Annotated in this window: 14 protein-coding genes; 4 read left to right on the top strand and 10 right to left on the bottom strand. The window is 71.4% G+C overall.

All coding sequences use genetic code 11. The features are described 5' to 3' along the window. Positions 1-18: 18 nt before the first annotated feature. The 3 genes from ABZ910_RS11575 to ABZ910_RS11565 are packed head-to-tail and all read right to left on the bottom strand — an operon-like array spanning position 19 to position 3,565. The gene (locus tag ABZ910_RS11575; RefSeq protein WP_361362090.1) at positions 19-2,358 is read right to left on the bottom strand and encodes an FtsX-like permease family protein; all 2,340 of its coding nucleotides are present in this window, start codon (positions 2,356-2,358) and stop codon (positions 19-21) included. Beyond that, the gene (locus ABZ910_RS11570) at positions 2,355-3,044 is read right to left on the bottom strand and encodes an ABC transporter ATP-binding protein (protein WP_361362088.1); all 690 of its coding nucleotides are present in this window, start codon (positions 3,042-3,044) and stop codon (positions 2,355-2,357) included. The genes ABZ910_RS11575 and ABZ910_RS11570 overlap by 4 nt, the downstream gene beginning before the upstream one ends. Continuing rightward, positions 3,041-3,565, bottom strand: a complete 525-nt coding sequence (locus tag ABZ910_RS11565; protein WP_361362086.1) for a PadR family transcriptional regulator — start codon at positions 3,563-3,565, stop codon at positions 3,041-3,043. The genes ABZ910_RS11570 and ABZ910_RS11565 overlap by 4 nt, the downstream gene beginning before the upstream one ends. Before the next feature lie 279 nt (positions 3,566-3,844). On the opposite strand from ABZ910_RS11565, the gene ABZ910_RS11560 reads away from it, so the two are divergent. Next, on the top strand, positions 3,845-6,130 hold the full coding sequence (locus ABZ910_RS11560; RefSeq protein WP_361362084.1) for a transglycosylase domain-containing protein: 2,286 nt from the start codon (positions 3,845-3,847) through the stop codon (positions 6,128-6,130). A 93-nt stretch (positions 6,131-6,223) separates the two neighbouring features. On the opposite strand, the gene ABZ910_RS11555 is transcribed toward ABZ910_RS11560, so the two are convergent. The 5 genes from ABZ910_RS11555 to ABZ910_RS11535 form a co-directional block, all read right to left on the bottom strand. After that, the gene (locus ABZ910_RS11555; RefSeq protein WP_361362082.1) at positions 6,224-8,311 is read right to left on the bottom strand and encodes a SpoIIE family protein phosphatase; all 2,088 of its coding nucleotides are present in this window, start codon (positions 8,309-8,311) and stop codon (positions 6,224-6,226) included. Between the two features lie 295 nt (positions 8,312-8,606). Beyond that, positions 8,607-9,314 (bottom strand): DUF402 domain-containing protein, encoded by a 708-nt coding sequence (locus ABZ910_RS11550; protein ID WP_361362080.1) that lies wholly within the window; start codon positions 9,312-9,314, stop codon positions 8,607-8,609. A gap of 84 nt (positions 9,315-9,398) precedes the next feature. Next, positions 9,399-10,784 carry a class II fumarate hydratase gene (locus ABZ910_RS11545; protein WP_361362078.1) on the bottom strand — a complete coding sequence of 462 codons (1,386 nt, stop codon included), beginning with the start codon at positions 10,782-10,784 and terminating at the stop codon, positions 9,399-9,401. A 5-nt stretch (positions 10,785-10,789) separates the two neighbouring features. Then, a complete protein-coding gene (locus ABZ910_RS11540) occupies positions 10,790-11,683 on the bottom strand; it encodes a hypothetical protein (protein ID WP_361362076.1) in 894 nt (297 codons plus the stop codon). Between the two features lie 107 nt (positions 11,684-11,790). Next, positions 11,791-13,467 (bottom strand): fumarate hydratase, encoded by a 1,677-nt coding sequence (locus ABZ910_RS11535; RefSeq protein ID WP_361362074.1) that lies wholly within the window; start codon positions 13,465-13,467, stop codon positions 11,791-11,793. Positions 13,468-13,646: 179 nt separating this feature from the next. On the opposite strand from ABZ910_RS11535, the gene ABZ910_RS11530 reads away from it, so the two are divergent. Then, complete coding sequence (locus ABZ910_RS11530; protein ID WP_361362072.1) at positions 13,647-14,348, top strand: DUF1707 domain-containing protein; 702 nt, start codon at positions 13,647-13,649, stop codon at positions 14,346-14,348. A gap of 175 nt (positions 14,349-14,523) precedes the next feature. Then, complete coding sequence (locus ABZ910_RS11525) at positions 14,524-14,901, top strand: WhiB family transcriptional regulator (RefSeq protein WP_361362070.1); 378 nt, start codon at positions 14,524-14,526, stop codon at positions 14,899-14,901. Positions 14,902-15,066: 165 nt separating this feature from the next. Here ABZ910_RS11525 and glpX read toward each other — a convergent pair whose 3' ends face one another. Then, positions 15,067-16,101, bottom strand: a complete 1,035-nt coding sequence (glpX, locus tag ABZ910_RS11520) for a class II fructose-bisphosphatase (protein WP_361362068.1) — start codon at positions 16,099-16,101, stop codon at positions 15,067-15,069. Positions 16,102-16,228: 127 nt separating this feature from the next. Here glpX and ABZ910_RS11515 point away from each other — a divergent pair, with 127 nt between their 5' ends. Further along, positions 16,229-16,753: a DUF4245 domain-containing protein gene (locus tag ABZ910_RS11515; protein ID WP_361362066.1), complete on the top strand. Its 525-nt coding sequence runs from the start codon at positions 16,229-16,231 to the stop codon at positions 16,751-16,753. A 34-nt stretch (positions 16,754-16,787) separates the two neighbouring features. Here ABZ910_RS11515 and ABZ910_RS11510 read toward each other — a convergent pair whose 3' ends face one another. Continuing rightward, entirely contained in the window at positions 16,788-17,030 is a 243-nt protein-coding gene (locus ABZ910_RS11510) for an exodeoxyribonuclease VII small subunit (protein WP_361362064.1), read from the bottom strand. Positions 17,031-17,068: the final 38 nt, after the last annotated feature.

The raw sequence follows: 17,068 nt of genomic DNA, 5'->3' as shown, positions 1-17,068 counted from the left end.
GCAGGGCCGGGCCCTGCCCTACTCCGTCCGCAGCCCCTCCGGGCGCGCCAGCCGCAGCAGCGGAGGCAGGCTGAGCAGGGTCACGGCGAGAACGACGGCGGCGCCGATGCCCGCCATCGACAGCACGCTCGCCCAGTCCACGGCCACCGGTGTGTTGATCATGCTCAGCAGCACCGCGCCCAGCGTCAGCCCCACCGCCGAGGCCAGCAGCACGCCGAGGGCGACCGGGACCGCCGTCTGCCACAGCACCGACAGGCCCAGCGTGCGGCGCCGGGTGCCGAGGGCGACCAGGGACGACAGCAGTTTCCGGCGCTCGCGCAACTGCTCCACCTGCGAGACCAGCAGGCTCGCGCCGACCAGTGCCAGCACACACGCGGCGCCCACGAACAGGCCGGTGCGGAGCGAGGTGAACTGCCGGGACCTCTCCACGGCCGTCCAGTCGGTCGGGTTCGTCAGCGGATCGATCGCCGCGGCCGTGGTGCGCACGCGCTCGTGCACGTCCGCCGTGGACTCGTCGAGCGACAGGAAGACCGTGCCGGCGAGCGCGGGCGCGGCCCGTGCGGGCAGCGCCCCCGGCGTCATCAGGAAGCCGCCGCGGAGCGAACCCGCCGGATCCCTCGCCGGTAGTGCGTGCCGCACGTCCGCCGGCACGGTCCAGACGACCTCGGACCGGTGGCCGGAGCGCGAACGCCCGCTCGGACGGGACGCGCTGAGATACAGCCTCGTGCCGGGCCTGGCCGACTGCGCGCCGCCGGAGCCGTGGTCGGCACCCGTCACCACGAACACGTCGCCGTCCCGGCACGAGGGCAGCCTCGCCGCCTCGCGCAGGGCCGCGCAGTCGCCGACGGTCAGTTCGGCGGTGCGCCTCGGCTGCCGGCTCCACGGCCGGTCGCCGAAGGAGCCGTACGACAGGGCCGTGGCCCTGCGTACCCCCTCGGTGGCGGCCAACCTCCGTGCGGCCGCGGCCGGTCGGATCCCGTGCGGCAGGTCCACCTGCATCTGCGCCCGGCCGGGCTCGTAGGACGAGTTCTCGGTGTAGTCCCCCTGGACCCCGGCGAACACCATCTGCAGCGCGATCGCACCGGCGACCGCGACCGCGATGCCGTTGACCGTGCGAGCCGCGGTCCCGCTGCTCAACTGCAGCCTCCGCAGGGCCAGTTGCCAGGCGAGGGGGCCGGAGCCGAGCCGGGCGACGACCGCCTCCACGACCCAGGGCAGCAGCGCGGTGACGCCGACGAGGAGGAGGACGACACCGCCGGAGACCAGGAACTCGTTGAAGCTCCCGCCGCCCCGGCCCTGCCCGAGCATCGGGGCGAGCAGCGCCAGCCCGGCCAGCGGAAGCAGCAGCCGCCACCACAGCCGCCGTCGGACGGGCCGCGCCGTGCGGACCACGCCCAGCGGCTCGATGACCACCCCGCGCAGGGCGAACAGGGTGACCAGGACGGCGGCCGTCGGCACCGCGAGGGCGATGAGCGCGGCCGGGGCGGGGGACGGGTTCAGACAGCCGGGGAAGACACTGACGCCGAAGAACTCGACAAAGCCCGCGAGCCGGCGGGCGACCAGGAAGAAGCCGGTGCCGACGACCAGGCCGAACAGTGCCCCGGCGAGCGCCTCGCCCGCGGCGATCCGCCGGGTCATCCGGCTGTCGGAGCCGACCAGCCGCAGGGCCGCCAGCCGGCGGTCGCGCCGTTCGCCCCCGAGCCGTACGGCCGCGGCGACGAACACGGCCACCGGCATGAGCAGCACGACGACCACGACGAGGACCAGCAAGGCCAGCACCGGGTCCGTCTGCTCGGCCACCGGATGGCGGTCGCCGAACGCGTCGATGCGGGTCACCCGCCATCCGTCGAGCCGCGCGGCGAGTCCCTCGGCGCCCGCGTAGTAGGCCAGTTCGTGCGAACCGACCAGCCCGCTCTCCCGGATGGTCCCGGCGATCCGGTACGGGATGCGCTCCCGCAGCAGCCTGCCGCCGTCGGAGGCGAGCAGCTCCTTGAGCGCGGGGGAGACGACCATGTCGCCCCGCGCCGGGTACGCCGTCAGCCCCGGCGGCAGCGGTGCCCGCGCGCCCTCCGGCTCGACCAGCCGTCCGCGCACGTCCGTGCCCCGGTACGTCGTGTCGACGCGGGCGACGACGAGCGTGTCGTCGGCCCTGCGCAGCTCCTGCGTGCCCACGGGATCGTCCATGCGGGCCGCTTCCCGGTCGTGCCGCGCCGCCAGTGCCGTCGGTATCGACGCCGTCAGCAGCAGCAGTGCCACGCCGAGGCCCACGCCGACGGCCGTCAGCAGCGTCCGTAACCACCCCTCGCGCCCGCCGAAGGCGAACCTGACACCCATGGCCAGATCGCCGTACACCCTCATACGGCGCGCTCCATGTCCCGGGACCTGCCGTCCCGTACGACGATCTCCCGGTCGGAGTAGGCGGCCACCCGTGCCTCGTGCGTGACGAGCACGACGGCGGCGTCGGTGGAGCGGGCCGCGTCCGTGAGCAGCTCCATCACACGCTCGCCGTTGTAGGAGTCCAGCGCGCCGGTCGGCTCGTCGGCGAACAGCACCCGCGGCCTCGTGACCAGCGCCCGCGCCACGGCGACCCGCTGTCCCTGACCGCCGGACACCTCACCGGGCCGCTTGCCCCTGAGGCCGTCGACCTCGAGCCGCTCCAGCCAGCCGAGCGCGGCCCGCTCGGCCTCCTTGCGGGAGGTGCCGTTCAGCCGCAGCGGCAGGGCGACGTTCTCCACACAGGTCAGCTCCGGCACGAGCTGCCCGAACTGGAACACGAACCCGAACTCGGTCCGGCGGAGCGCGCTGCGCCGGGCGTCGGTCATCGTCGTGAGCTCCTGCCCGTCGTAGGTGATCGAGCCGGAGTCGGGCGGCACGATCCCGGCGAGACAGTGGAGCAGGGTCGACTTGCCGGACCCCGAGGGGCCCAGCACGGCGACGACCTCGCCGGGGTGGACGGAGAAGTCGGCGCCGTCGAGCGCGACGGTCTGTCCGTACACCTTGCGCAGCCGCTCGGCGGCGAGCAGCGAACCGGTGGGGGCGGTCACGAGGCCACCGCCTCGCGCAGCTTCCCGAGGCGCGCGGCGGTCAGCTCCAGCCAGCGCAGGTCCGCCTCCAGGTGGAACAGGGCGTGGTCGCAGATCAGCTGGTCCGCGAGGTCGCCCCTGCGCTTGCGGTCGGTGAGGATGCGCATGCTGCGCAGGTGCTCGGCGCGCTGGTGGTCGAGGACGTCGGCGGCGTCGCGGTGCGTCAGCAGCGCCAGGACGACCTTGGTGTAGAGGGTCGACTGGAGGTACGGCTCCGGCTTCTCCGGCGTCGCCAGCCAGCGGGCCACGTCGGTGATCCCGGCGTCCGTGATGGCGTACCGCTTGCGCTCGGGGCCGCCGCCGGACTCGATCCCTTCGACCTCGACGAGGCCGTTCTTCAGCAGCCGGGACATCGTCGCGTAGACCTGGCCGTAGTGCAGCGGCCGGTCGTGACCGAACTTCTCGTCGAAGGCCCGCTTCAGGTCGTAACCGTGCCGGGGGCCGGACTCCAGGAGTCCCAGAAGGGTGTGGCCAATGGACATGCCAAGCACTCTACACAGGGTGTATACGCCTTGTGTATAGCCGGATTCGGACAGCATGATCCGGACATCTTTTCCCCTTCCGGGCAACCCTCCGAGTGCGTCGTTCGTCGGTTTCGTTGGGACGGCCGCGGCCGGTTCCCGTAGGGCCGGGTGCTGATTGTCACGTCCGCAAAAGGGCGGATCGAGACCCCTTTGCCGGATACGGCGGTGTTAGCTTTCGGAGCTGGCCCGAGCCACGCACTGTGTGACAACCGAGGACGAAGCGGAGTAGACGGACCCATGGGACGAGCGGAAGAGAGGCGAGCGCATCAGCGCGGTGGCCGCCGCGCGGCGCCGGGGCGCCGCTCGCAGGCCGGCCCCGGCGGCATACGCCGGCTGTTCACCTGGAAGAAGATCCTCGGCACGTTCCTCGGCCTGTGCCTGCTCGGCATGGGCACGTTCATCGTGCTGTACCTGGTGGTGGACGTTCCCAAGGGAAACGCGGCCGCGCAGCGCCAGAGCAACGTCTACAAGTTCAGCGACGGCACGGTCCTGGCCCGCAAGGGCGATGTGAACCGCGAGATCGTCGACCTGTCCAAGGTGCCGAAGAAGGTCCAGCTGACCTTCGTGGCGGCCGAGAACAAGTCCTTCTACAAGGACGCGGGCGTCGACTTCAAGGGCACCGCCCGCGCCATGGTCAACACGCTGGCCGGCCGCGGCAGGCAGGGTGGCTCGACGATCACCCAGCAGTACGTCAAGAACTACTACCTGAACCAGGACCAGACCGTCACGCGCAAGCTGAAGGAACTGGTCATAGCGCTGAAGGTGGACCGCCAGCAGTCCAAGGACGACATCCTCGCGGGCTACATCAACACCAGCTACTACGGTCGCGGCGCCTACGGCATCCAGGCCGCCGCCCAGGCCTACTACCACGTCGACGCGCAGGACCTCACGGTCGAGCAGGGCGCGTACCTGGCCGCGCTGCTCCAGGCACCGAGCCAGTACGACTGGGCGGTCGCGTCCGACACCGGCAAGCAGATGGCCAAGGCCCGCTGGAACTACGTCCTGAACAACATGGTCAAGGAGGGCTGGCTCAGCAAGTCCAAGCGCGACGCCGCGAAGTTCCCGGTGCCCAAGGCGCCCAAGGGCGCCCCAGGCCTCGAGGGGCAGAAGGGCTACCTGGTCCAGCTCGCCAACCAGCAGCTCGAACACCAGCTGATGCGGCAGGAAGGTCTCACGCAGTCCCAGGCGGAGACCGCGGTCGTCGACCAGGGCTGGACCATCACCCTGAACGTCGACCGGAAGAAGCAGGCGCAGCTGGAGAAGGCCGTCAAGGCGCAGCTGACCTCCAAGCTCGACCCGAAGCGGCGCGCGGTCGACGCGCACGTCCAGGCCGGCGCCATCTCCGTCGACCCGCGCGACGGCCGGATCGTCGCTCTGTACGGCGGCCAGGACTACTACAAGCACTACTACAGCAACGCGACCCGCCCGGACTACCAGCCCGCGTCGACGTTCAAGCCGCTGATCCTCGCCTCCGCGCTGGAGAACAACGCCACGACCCAGGGCGGCCAGCCGATCAACGCGAACACGGTCTACGACGGGAAGAGCCGCCGCCCGGTCCAGGGCAGCCCCATCGGCTTCGCACCGCCCAACGAGGACGACCACGACTACGGCCGCATCTCCGTCCAGACGGCGATGAACAAGTCCGTCAACTCCGTCTTCGCGCAGATGGGCGTGGACGTCGGCATGAAGAACGTGCTGAACGTCGCGGGCCACCTCGGCATGGACACCAAGGGCGTGGCCCCGGTGCCCGCGCAGACCCTCGGCACCATGGGCGCGAGCCCGCTGGAGATGGCCGGGGTGTACGCCACCCTGGACAACCACGGCAAGAAGGTCACGCCGTCGATCATCAAGTCGGCGGAGAAGCGGGACCGTTCGATCGACATGCCCGACCCGGTCGGCGGCCAGGTGATCAGCCGTACGGACGCGGACACGGTGACGTCGGTGCTGACCGGGGTGGTCAACGACGGTACGGCCAGGACGTCGGTACGGGACAACCCGCTGCGCGACGGCCAGCAGGTCGCAGGCAAGACCGGTACCTCCGACGAGGACCGCTCCGCCTGGTTCACCGGCTACACGCCCGACCTGGTCACCTCGGTCGGCATGTTCGGCGAGGACCCCGGGACCCACCACCACAGCTCGCTGCGGGGCGCGACCGGTCTGATCCCGGGCAGCGGCCGGATCAACGGCGGCGGTTACCCGGCGCAGATCTGGGCGGCGTACACCTTCGGCGTCACCAGCGGGGCTCCGTTCGACCTGAACACCACGCAGGGCGCGGCCGTCCAGCCGACCGAGACGCCGACCGTGACCCAGACGCCGTCCGAGACGCCGTCCGAGACGCAGAGCAGCGAGCCGCCGACGTCCGAGCCGCCGTCGCAGAGCCCGTCGGAGAGCCCGAGCACGAGCACGCCGCCGCCGTCGCAGAGCCCGACGTGGGGGAGGCCGCAGCCGACGACTCCGCCGAGCACGCCGACGTACAACGTCACGGAGGACCCGCTGAATTCGGGCCACCCCCGCAGGCCATGACGTGAGCCGTGACGTGAGCGCGTGAAGGGGCGCCCGGGAGATCCGGGCGCCCCTTCACGCATGGCGGCGACGGCGCGACGGCCGGCGCGCGCCTCAGCCGTGGTTCAGCTCGAACCACACCACCTTGCCGGTGCTCAGCCGCGTGGCTCCCCAGCGCCTGGCCAGCCTGTTCACCAGATACAGCCCGCGGCCGCCCTCGTCCGTGGCCCGCGCCTGCCGCAGCCGCGGCAGCTGCGGTACGTCGTCTCCGACCTCGCAGCGCAGCACGTCCGTCCGGAGCAGGCGCAGCGTGATCGGGCGCGACGCATAGCGCACGGCGTTCGTCACGACCTCGCTGACCAGCAGCTCGACCGCGTCACTGAGGTCGTCGAGACCCCACTCCGCCAGCGCGCCCCGGATCAGCCTGCGGGCCCGGCCGGGCGCCGTCTCCTCCGGCTCCAGGAACCAGTACGCCACGTCGCTCGGCGCGATCCCGTCGAACCGGGCGGCGAGCAGCGCGATGTCGTCGTCCCGGTCACCCGGGCCGAGCATGTCGAGCACGTCGTCGCACAGGGCCTCGAGCGGCGGCGCGTGGTCCGGCCCGGTCAGCTCCGCGGTCGCCGCGAGCTTCTCGCGCAGCTGCTCTATGCCGGTCCACACGTCCCGCAGCCGGGACTCGACCAGGCCGTCGGTGTAGAGGAGCAGCGTGGCCCCGGCCGGCGCGTCCAGCTCGACGGCCTCGAAGTCGACACCGCCGACCCCGATGGGCGCGCCCGGCGGCACCCGCAGCACCTCGGCCTCGCCGCCCAGGTGCAGCAGGACCGGCGGCGGGTGGCCGGCGTTGGCGATGGTGATGCGGTGCGAGACGGGGTCGTACACGGCGTAAAGGCACGTCGCCATGCGGTCGGTGCCCAGCCGCTGGGCCTGCTCGTCGAGGTGGTGCAGCACCTCCTGCGGGGGCAGGTCGAGTCCGGCGAGGGTCTGGGCCGTCGTCCGCAGCTGGCCCATGATCGCCGCCGAGGTCATGGAGTGGCCCATGACGTCGCCGACGACGAGCGCGACCCGGCTGCCGGGCAGCGGGATGGCGTCGTACCAGTCGCCGCCCACCCGGGCGGTCTCGGCGGCGGGCAGATAGCGGGACGCCAGCCGTACGCCCGTCGGGCGGGGCAGCGTCTCGGGCAGCATCGTGCGCTGGAGCTCGTCGGCGATGTAGGCCTCGCGGCCGTACAGCACCGCCTTGTCGATGCCGAGGGCGGTGTGCGTGGCGAGCTGGGCGGCGACCAGCAGATCGTCGGACTCGAACGCGTCCCGCTCCGGGCGGCGCAGGAAGAGCGCGGCGCCGATGACGCGGCGCCGGCCGCGCAGCGGGGCGAGGATCGCGTGCTGGCCGTCGGGGACCAGTGAATCGGCTCCCGCGCCGAGGAGTTCGGGCAGCGCGGCCCGGGCGGCGGGCGCGCCCGCGAACACCGGCCGCACGCCGCGCAGCACCTCGTTGAGGGCACCGCCGGGCCGCACCTCGCACAGCTCGGCGGTCAGGGCGGACAGCCCCGACAGCGCGGCCGGATCCGACGCCTCGGACTCGGTGGCCTGCCCGGGCAGGAAGACGCCGTCGGTGTCGCGTTCCTCCGGGATCCGGTCGGTGCGGCGCAGGCGCAGCACCACGGGGCCGGTGGGGCGCTCGTCGCCGACCGGCAGCGGGTCGCGCAGATAGACCACGATCGCGTCCGAGAAGGTCGGGACGGTGGCCCGGCACAGGCCCATCACGATCTCGTCCAGGTCGATGCCGCGGGCGATCCGCCGGGTCGCGGCGCCCACGTACCGCAGCCGGTCGCCGACCCGCCGCATCGGCATCGGCCGCCCCGGAGGCAGCCCCCGTCCGGTGCGGCGCTCCCGGCCGTCGGCGACGGCGTCCGGGTCGTCGTCCTGCTGGAGAGGTATGCCCTCCGGCGTGGGGCGCGGGCGGAGCATGTCGGGGTCGGCGTCGGCCGGCTGTGCGTGCTCGGGGCCGTTGACTGGGGGCTCCTTCCCCTTGCCGCAGGGCGTGGTGGTGCCCGGCGCTGCGGGCGTCTCGCCGGTGCGGGCCTGTGCGGGCAGGGCGGCGGCGCCGAAGGGTTTCGGCGCACGCGTCAGCGCCCCGCGGGGGTCCGCGGGGTCGACGCCCGGCTGGGGGCGCTCATGGGAGGAGGTGGAGTGCTCCGTCACGCGTGTCGAATCCGTCCGTCCGGGGCCGCGCGCCACGCACGCGGTTCGTCCCGCAGAAGTCCCGATACCCGGAATACGTGTCCCAGGAACGGAATTCCCGCGTGGTCAGAGGCTGTTCCTGTGTCACCGGCGAACCCTCTGCGGGCCGTACCGGTGGTGCCCTCGTAACCCTCGCTCACGTCCTGCCGCCCCTCGGTGACGTTCGGTCAAACCCGGCACATGATCCGGGAGTTGCTGCTGTCTGCTCTTGCGGAGGACGATCCTACGGTTGTGCACCGGGGGCGCATCAAGGGTCTCATGAGGACATGTGCGCGGGCGTGCGGTCCCAGTCCTCCGGGAGCGAAGGCACTGCCCAGGACGGGTCGGGGCGCCAGTGCTGCCAGCCGTCCGAGAACGGCCGGCCCCATGCGCGGATCACCGCCGCCGCGGCCTGCCCCGCCTCCCGCACCTGCGCGGCCAGCCGTGCGCCCACCAGGCCGTCCCGCTGGGCCTGGGCGAACTCGTCCTCGTCGCGCCAGCGCCAACTCCGGTCCGGATGCACGGAGATGTCCAGGAAGTGGTCCTCGGAGTCGACGCCGCCGTGCCAACGGCTCAGCGGTTCCTCCAGGTTGACGTACCAGCTCTTGAACCGCCAGCCCGGCTCCCAGAACAGCCACACGGACCAGGGCTCGCCGCGCCGGGCCAGCTTCAGCACCCCGGTGCCGAACCAGCGGTCGCGCTGCACCGTACGCGGCTTGGTGTACCGGGACTCCAGTGGTTCCAGGTGCACGGACGTGCCGTCGGCGAGCACCGGCTTCACGCACTCGGTGCCCGGCGCCATCCACACGGCGAGCAGCTCATGGTCGTCCCGTACGACCGTGACGGGGCGCGCGATGTGGATGCGCTCACCGGCGTTCTCCCGGTAGCGCCACAGGATGTGACTCCCGGGCGACCAGAAGCCCGTCGACCCGTCCGCTCCCTCACGTTCCCCGCCGCTGCGCCTCACCGCTCCACCGTCTGCCATGCAGAGATATTAGGTGCCGTAGGCATACGACGCTGCGGCACGCGTCACGGTTCCGGCCCGGCACCGGGGACGGCCGGCTCCGCCTCACGGATGCGTCATACGCAGCACGTCCAGCGCCTCGTCGAGCTGTTCGAGCGTGAGGTCGCCGCGCTCCACATAGCCGGAATCCAGCACCACCTGACGGATCGTCCTGCGCTCCGCGAGGGCTCTCTTGGTCACCTTGGCGGCCTCCTCGTAGCCCAGGTACCGGTTGAGCGGGGTGACCACGGAGGGCGACGACTCGGCGTACTCGCGGGTCCGCTCCCGGTCGGCGGTGATCCCGTCGACGGTGCGGTCGGCGAGCAGCCGGGAGGCGCTCGCGAGCAGCCGGATCGACTCCAGCACGTTCTTGGCCATGACCGGCAGCATGACGTTGAGCTCGAAGTTCCCGGCGGCGCCGGCCGTGGTGATCGTGACGTCGTTGCCGATGACCTGCGCGCAGACCATCAGGACGGCTTCCGGGACGACCGGGTTGACCTTGCCGGGCATGATCGACGACCCCGGCTGGAGGTCGGGCAGCCGGATCTCGGCGAGCCCGGTGCGCGGCCCCGAGGCCATCCACCGCAGATCATTGGCGATCTTGGTCAGCCCGACGGCGATGGTCCGCAGCTGCCCGCTGGTCTCGACGATCCCGTCCCGCGCACCCTGCGCCTCGAAATGATCACGCGCCTCGGTGAACGGCAGCCCCGTGGCCCGCGCCACCTCCTCGATCACGGCGGCGGAGAACCCCGGCGGGGTGTTGATCCCGGTCCCGACGGCGGTCCCGCCCAGCGGCAGCTCGGCGAGCCGGGGCAGCGACGCCCGCAGCCGCTCGACGCCGTACCGCACCTGGGCGGCGTACCCGCCGAACTCCTGCCCCAGGGTCACGGGCGTGGCGTCCATGAGATGGGTCCGCCCGGACTTCACGACGTCGGTGAACTCCTCGGCCTTGCGGGCGAGCGCGTCGGCGAGGTGCTCCAGGGCCGGGATCAGATCGCGGGTGACGGCGGCGGTGGCGGCGATGTGCAGGGACGAGGGGAACACGTCGTTGGACGACTGCGAGGCGTTGACGTCGTCGTTCGGATGGACGTCCCGCCCCAGCCGCTCGCTCGCCAGCGTGGCGATGACCTCGTTGGCGTTCATGTTGGACGAGGTGCCGGACCCGGTCTGGAACACGTCGACGGGGAAGTGCGCGTCCCACTTCCCCTCGGCGACCTCCGTCGCGGCATCCTGGACGGCCTCGGCGACATCCTTGTCGAGCACCCCGAGCTCGGCGTTCACCTTCGCGGCGGCCGCCTTGACGCGGGCGAGCGCCTCGATGTGGGCCCGCTCGATGCGATGTCCGGAGACGGGGAAGTTCTCGACGGCGCGCTGCGTCTGGGCCCGCCACTTGGCGTCGGCGGGGACGCGCACCTCGCCCATGGAGTCGTGCTCGATGCGGTATTCGCTCATGCCGGTTACAGCGAACGGGACGGCGGCGATGTTCCGGGGGGTGGGCCGAACGGGGGCGTGCCCTCGCCCACCGGTGTGCCGAGCATCCGGTGCACGGAGGCCGTCATGCAGGTCACGAAGGCGTCGCGGGTCGCGTCGGAGACCAGGTCCAGGGACAGGTAGGGGTTGAGGTCCTCCAGCTCCACCAGCAGGAGGTCGCCGCCCTGGGTACGGCAGGCGTCGACGCGCTGGATGCCGTGGTCGAGGGTGTTCCAGTCGATGAAGCGGAGGGCGAAGGCGAGGTCGGCGTCCGTGGGCGCGTAGGGTGCGAGCGCCCAGCGCCGGTCGGGGTCGGGAGCGTACAGGGCGTACTGGAAGGCGTCGTCGACGTAGTAGAAGGACACCTCGTAGCGGAAGTCGATGCGCGGCTGGATCAGGACGTCGCCCTCGGCGGCGAGGCTGCCGAGCTGCTCCCGGGGTACGAAGCTCAGGCCTATGGAGTCCGCACCCGCCTTCGGTTTGACCGCGTAACTCCCGGCCTCGGGCAGCAGGTTCAGGTCCTCGGGCCGGTCGACGGTGGGGATGACCGGATACCCGGCGGCCGTCAGGTCCGGCAGGTACTGCTTGCCGGCCATGTCGCCGCGCCCGGACAGCGGGTTGTAGACGCGGGTGCCGCGTGCCGCGGCCCGCTCCCGGAAGGCGTCGTACTCCCGCCGGTAGTGCAGGACGGGGCCGCTGTTGCGGACCACCACCGCGTCGAAGGCGTCCATGAGCGCGGCGGCGTCCGACGGGTGGCACAGGGCGACGTCGAAGGCGCCGCGCAGCCGGGAGGTCAGGAAGATGTCCTCGTCGCAGTAGCGCCGACCCCTGGCCTCGTAGGCGAGATCGGTCACGAACAGGATGCTGGGACGGGCGGGCACGGCACCTCTCCTTCCGCGGCGGCCCCTCAAGCTAAGGCATCCGCCGCCCGTCCGCGACAGAGCCCCCGGCGATGCGCCGGGGGCTGTCGAGGAGTGTTGCCGCGGGGTCAGCCCAGGCCGGGGCCCCGAACCGGGATCGACGTGAACGTCGGCGCCGGAGCCGGGTCCTGGAAGAAGTCGTTGCCCTTGTCGTCCACGACGATGAACGCCGGGAAGTCCTCGACCTCGATCTTCCAGACCGCCTCCATGCCGAGCTCCGCGTACTCGACGACCTCGACCTTCTTGATGCAGTCCTGGGCGAGGCGGGCGGCCGGGCCGCCGATGGAGCCGAGGTAGAAGCCGCCGTGGGACGCGCACGCGTCGGTGACCTGCTTGCTGCGGTTGCCCTTGGCCAGCATCACCTTGGAGCCGCCCGCCGCCTGGAACTGCTCGACGTAGGAGTCCATACGGCCGGCCGTCGTCGGGCCGAAGGAGCCGGAGGCGTAGCCCTCGGGGGTCTTGGCCGGGCCCGCGTAGTAGACCGGGTGGTCCTTGAGGTACTGCGGCATCTCCTCGCCCGCGTCCAGCCGCTCCTTGATCTTGGCGTGCGCGATGTCGCGGGCCACGACCAGCGGGCCGGTGAGGGAGAGGCGGGTCTTGACCGGGTACTCGGCCAGCTCGGTGAGGATCTCGTCCATCGGCTGGTTCAGGTCGATCTTGACCACGTCACCGTCGGACTCGAGGTGCTCGTCCGTGGTCTCCGGCAGGAAGCGCGCCGGGTCGGTCTCCAGCTGCTCCAGGAAGACGCCCTCGGCCGTGATCTTGGCGACGGCCTGGCGGTCGGCCGAGCAGGAGACCGCGATCGCGACCGGGCAGGAAGCGCCGTGGCGCGGCAGGCGGACCACGCGGACGTCGTGGCAGAAGTACTTGCCGCCGAACTGCGCGCCGATGCCGATCTTCTGGGTGAGCTCGAAGACCTTCTCCTCCAGCTCCTTGTCCCGGAAGCCGTGGCCGAGCTCGGAGCCCTCCGCCGGGATCTCGTCCAGGTAGTGCGCGGAGGCGTACTTCGCGGTCTTGAGCGCGTACTCGGCGGACGTACCGCCGACGACGATCGCCAGGTGGTACGGCGGGCAGGCGGCCGTGCCCAGCGAACGGATCTTCTCCTCCAGGAACTTCATCATGGAGGCCTCGTTCAGGACGGCCTTCGTCTCCTGGTAGAGGAAGGACTTGTTGGCCGAGCCGCCGCCCTTCGCCATGAACAGGAACTTGTACGCGCCGCCGTCGGTCGCGTACAGCTCGATCTGCGCCGGGAGGTTGGAGCCGGTGTTCTTCTCCTCCCACATGGTGAGCGGAGCCATCTGCGAGTAGCGCAGGTTGAGCTTGGTGTAGGCGTCGTAGATGCCGTGGGACAGCGCTTTCTCGTCCTCACCTTCGGTGAGGACGTTCTGGCCGCGCTTGCCCATCACGATCGCGGTGCCGGTGTCCTGGCACATCGGGAGCACGCCCGCCGCCGCGATGTTCGCGTTCTTCAGCAGGTCCAGGGCCACGAACTTGTCGTTGCTGGACGCCTCGGGGTCGTCGATGATCCGGCGCAGCTGGGCCAGGTGGGCCGGGCGCAGGTAGTGCTGGATGTCGTGGACGGCCTCTTCGGCGAGCTTGCGCAGCGCCTCCGGTTCGACCTTGAGGAACGTCCGCCCGTCGGCCTCGAAGGTGGAGACACCCTCGGAGGTCACCAGCCGGTACGGGGTGGTGTCCTCTCCCTGGGGGAGCAGATCGGTGTACGCGAACTCAGGCATCGGTGCCATTCCTCACTCGGCAGACAGCGGCTGGCCTCCGTTGGCAGCGTCCACCAGCGTAGAACCTGCCGCCGACGGCGGGCTTGTGAGGTAAGGCTCAGTCGGCGGAACGCGGTTGTCCACAGGCGAGCCGGTCAGGTTGTCCACACCCCTAGTCGCGATCTATCGCGTTTCGGTACGCTGCTGCCGTGGACCTTCAGAAGCACGCCCGACAGGAGGGCGCGGCGCCGCGTGTCGCCGAGCTGCGCGCCTCGGACGCCGACCGCGACCGCATCGCCGACATGCTGCGTGACGCCCTCGCCGAGGGGCGCCTGACCGCCGACGAGCACGCCGAGCGGGTGGAGGGGGTGCTGAACGCCAAGACGGTCGGTGAGCTGGAGGTCTTCGTCCAGGACCTGCCTGCCGCGCACCAGCAGCGCGCGACCCCCGCCTACACGCCGGTGCCGCCCCGGCCGACCGCCGGTGCGATACCGGTCGAGGCCGACGCCAACGTCGTCGCGGTGTTCAGCAGCGCCATGCGCAGGGGCCGTTGGCGCGCGGGGCGCCGACTGCACGCGTACGCGGTCTTCGGCAGCGTCGAGATCGACCTCAGCGAGGCGATCTTCGAGTACCAGCAGGTCGTCATCAAGGCGGTGTCGGTCTTCGGCAGCGTCGAGATCCACGTCCCGGAGAACGTGTCGCTGCGCGGCACCGGCGGCGGCGTGCTGGGCAACTTCGAGGTGGACACGCGGGATTCGGTCGAGGCCGACGCCCCCGTGGTCTACGTGGACGGGTGGGCGGTTCTCGGCAACGTCGAGGCGCGGCCGAAGCGCGGCAAGCTCGTCACCGACATCCTCGACCGCGTCCAGGGCAAGGTCGACGGGGCTTTGCGCAAACGCCTCGACCGTTGACGGTCGCGAATCCGCCGCCGCTTCGGAACGGACCGGCCCGTCGCCGGGTCGGGTCCGGGGTCGCGAACCGACCGTCGCGCGCCTGCTGTTGGGAACGCAGTGCATAGGCCCGCGCACAGCGGGTAGGCCTTGCTGCATCGTCTCTCGCTCGCGAAGCCGTCGTCAGGAGTAGACCGTGCTGCAACCGCCGCGTTCGTCCCTGCAAGTAGCCGCCGTTCCGGCCCAGCGGGTGCCGGCGCGAGACAGGGACCAAGACGCACCGTGGCACACCGAGGCGGTGTGCCGCCGCGACGAGGCAGGCCTGTTCTTCGCACCCTCCAAGGAACCCACCGCCGCCCGGCTCTCCCGCGAGGAGGCCGCGAAACGGGTCTGCGCGCGCTGCCCGGTGATGGTCGAATGCCGCGAGCACGCACTGCTCCAGCCCGAGCCGTACGGCGTCTGGGGCGGCCTCACCGCCGCCGAGCGCCGCGTGGTCCTGGCCAGGCGCCGCCGCCGCGACATGGAACTGAAGAAGGCCGCAGGCGCGGCCGACCGCATAGCGGCAGCGGGTTAGCCCCGCTCACAGACACAAAAAGGGGCGCCCCCGCTTCCGCACAAAGGGGGGCGCCCTTTTGACGCCGAGCGCGTCAACTCCCTAGGGGCGCGGGGAACTGCGTGACCAGCCACGACGGACCCGCAGCCACCCGCAACCCGTAGTGCCCCGGCTGAACCGACGGAGTCACTTCGCTCGGTCGAAGTCGATCGCGCTGTAAGCCCGTAGCTTGCTCAGCCGGTGCTCGGAGTCGATCCGGCGCACGGTGCCCGACTTCGAGCGCATGACGATCGAGTCGGTCGTGGCGATCTCCGCGCGGTACCGCACGCCCCGCAGCAGCTCGCCGTCGGTGATGCCGGTGGCCACGAAGAACACGTTCTCGCCCGTGACCAGGTCCTCGGTGGTCAGGACGCGTTCGAGGTCGTGCCCGGCGTCGATCGCCCGCTGCCGCTCCTCGTCGTCCTTGGGCCACAGCTTGCCCTGGATGGTGCCGCCCAGGCACTTCACGGCGCAGGCCGAGATGATGCCCTCGGGCGTGCCGCCGATGCCGAGCAGCAGGTCGACGCCGGTGCCCTCGCGCAGCGCCAGGATCGAGCCGGCCACATCGCCGTCGGAGATCAGCTTGATGCGCGCGCCGGTGTCCCGGATCTCCTTGATGATGCCCTCGTGCCGCGGCCGGTCCAGGATGACGACGGTGACGTCCTCGGGCGCGGAGCGCTTGGCCTTGGCGACCCGGCGGATGTTCACCGACACGGGCGCGTTGATGTCCACGAAGTCGGCGGCCTCGGGGCCGGTGACCAGCTTGTCCATGTAGAACACGGCGGACGGGTCGAACATCGCGCCGCGCTCGGTGGCGGCCAGCACCGCGATCGCGTTGGGCATGCCCTTGGCGGTCAGCGTGGTGCCGTCGATCGGGTCGACGGCGATGTCGACCTCGGGCCCGGTGCCGTCGCCGACGCGCTCCCCGTTGAAGAGCATCGGGGCCTCGTCCTTCTCGCCCTCGCCGATGACGACCACGCCGTTCATCGACACGGTCGAGACGAGGGTCCGCATGGCACGCACCGCTGCCCCGTCGGCGCCGTTCTTGTCACCGCGCCCGACCCAGCGGCCCGCGGCCATCGCCGCGGCTTCGGTCACCCGGACGAGTTCCAGGGCGAGGTTGCGGTCGGGAGCCTCGGACGGGACATCGAGCTCGGACGGCAAGTGATGATGCTCGGTCATCGGAGCGCACCTTTCTGATACGACGACGGCCGGATGAGGGTGTTCGACCCGACTCTATCGTTAGGTAGACAAAATGAGCAGGGGCCCCCACGGATGAGCGCGCCGGACACCTGCGACGATAGGGCGCGTGGCAGGTTCGAACGGCAAACAGAAGACGGTCCGGGACATGATTCTGTCCCTGGGCCTGATCGGGATCGCGGCGGGGGTCATCTACCTCTTCATCCCGCACGACGACCACGCTCCGGATCTCAAGCGGGTCGACTACCGCGTGGAACTCCTCACGGCACGTCGTGCCGCGACGTACCCGGTGGCCGCACCCGAGGGCCTGCCGAGGACCTGGAAGGCGACCTCGGTCCGCTTCCAGGGTGAGGACTCCGGCCGGTGGCACCTGGGCTTCCAGAACCCCGAGGGTCAGTACGTGCAGATCGAGCAGTCCCGTGAGAAGCGCGCGGAGTTCATCGACCAGGCCAGCCAGGGCGCGAAGGCCACGAAGGTCACCGAGAAGATCGGCGACCGGACGTGGACGCGCTACACCGGCGGCCGCTACGACGCCCTGGTCCTGGAGAACACGCCGGGCTCCACGACGGTGGTGGCGGGCACGGCGCCGTTCGCGCAGCTGACGAAGATGGCCGAGTCCCTGAAGTTGTCCTGAGCGGCCCGCTCAGAACCGGCCGCCCGCCGTGTCACTAGGAGCCGTCGGCTTCCTCGGAGTCGTCCTCCGCCTTCTCCTCCTCGGCCAGCGCGGCGTCCAGCCGGGCCCGCGCGCCCTCCAGCCAACGCCGGCACACCTTGGCCAGTTCCTCGCCGCGCTCCCAGAGGGCGAGGGACTCCTCCAGGCTCGTACCGCCCGCTTCCAGCCGCCGTACGACCTCGATCAGTTCGTCCCGCGCCTGCTCGTACGAGAGCGCCTCTTCCACCTTGCTGGTCATCCACTCACCCTAAGCATCGACTCGTACGGGACCTCCGT

Source organism: Streptomyces sp. NPDC046805, from assembly GCF_040645355.1.
Lineage (GTDB): Bacteria > Actinomycetota > Actinomycetes > Streptomycetales > Streptomycetaceae > Streptomyces.
Note: the sequence above shows the minus strand (reverse complement) of the source record. Positions and strands in the feature narration are given on the sequence as shown.

Bases quoted from the DNA above. Each gene is read 5' to 3' on its own strand.
- ABZ910_RS11575 (WP_361362090.1), bottom strand. From the start codon at position 2,358: ATGAGGGTGTACGGCGATCTGGCCATGGGTGTCAGGTTCGCCTTCGGC.
- ABZ910_RS11535 (WP_361362074.1), bottom strand. From the start codon at position 13,467: ATGGCACCGATGCCTGAGTTCGCGTACACCGATCTGCTCCCCCAGGGA.
- glpX (WP_361362068.1), bottom strand. From the start codon at position 16,101: ATGACCGAGCATCATCACTTGCCGTCCGAGCTCGATGTCCCGTCCGAG.
- ABZ910_RS11510 (WP_361362064.1), bottom strand. From the start codon at position 17,030: ATGACCAGCAAGGTGGAAGAGGCGCTCTCGTACGAGCAGGCGCGGGAC.
- ABZ910_RS11565 (WP_361362086.1), bottom strand. From the start codon at position 3,565: ATGTCCATTGGCCACACCCTTCTGGGACTCCTGGAGTCCGGCCCCCGG.
- ABZ910_RS11545 (WP_361362078.1), bottom strand. From the start codon at position 10,784: ATGAGCGAATACCGCATCGAGCACGACTCCATGGGCGAGGTGCGCGTC.
- ABZ910_RS11550 (WP_361362080.1), bottom strand. From the start codon at position 9,314: ATGGCAGACGGTGGAGCGGTGAGGCGCAGCGGCGGGGAACGTGAGGGA.
- ABZ910_RS11560 (WP_361362084.1), top strand. From the start codon at position 3,845: ATGGGACGAGCGGAAGAGAGGCGAGCGCATCAGCGCGGTGGCCGCCGC.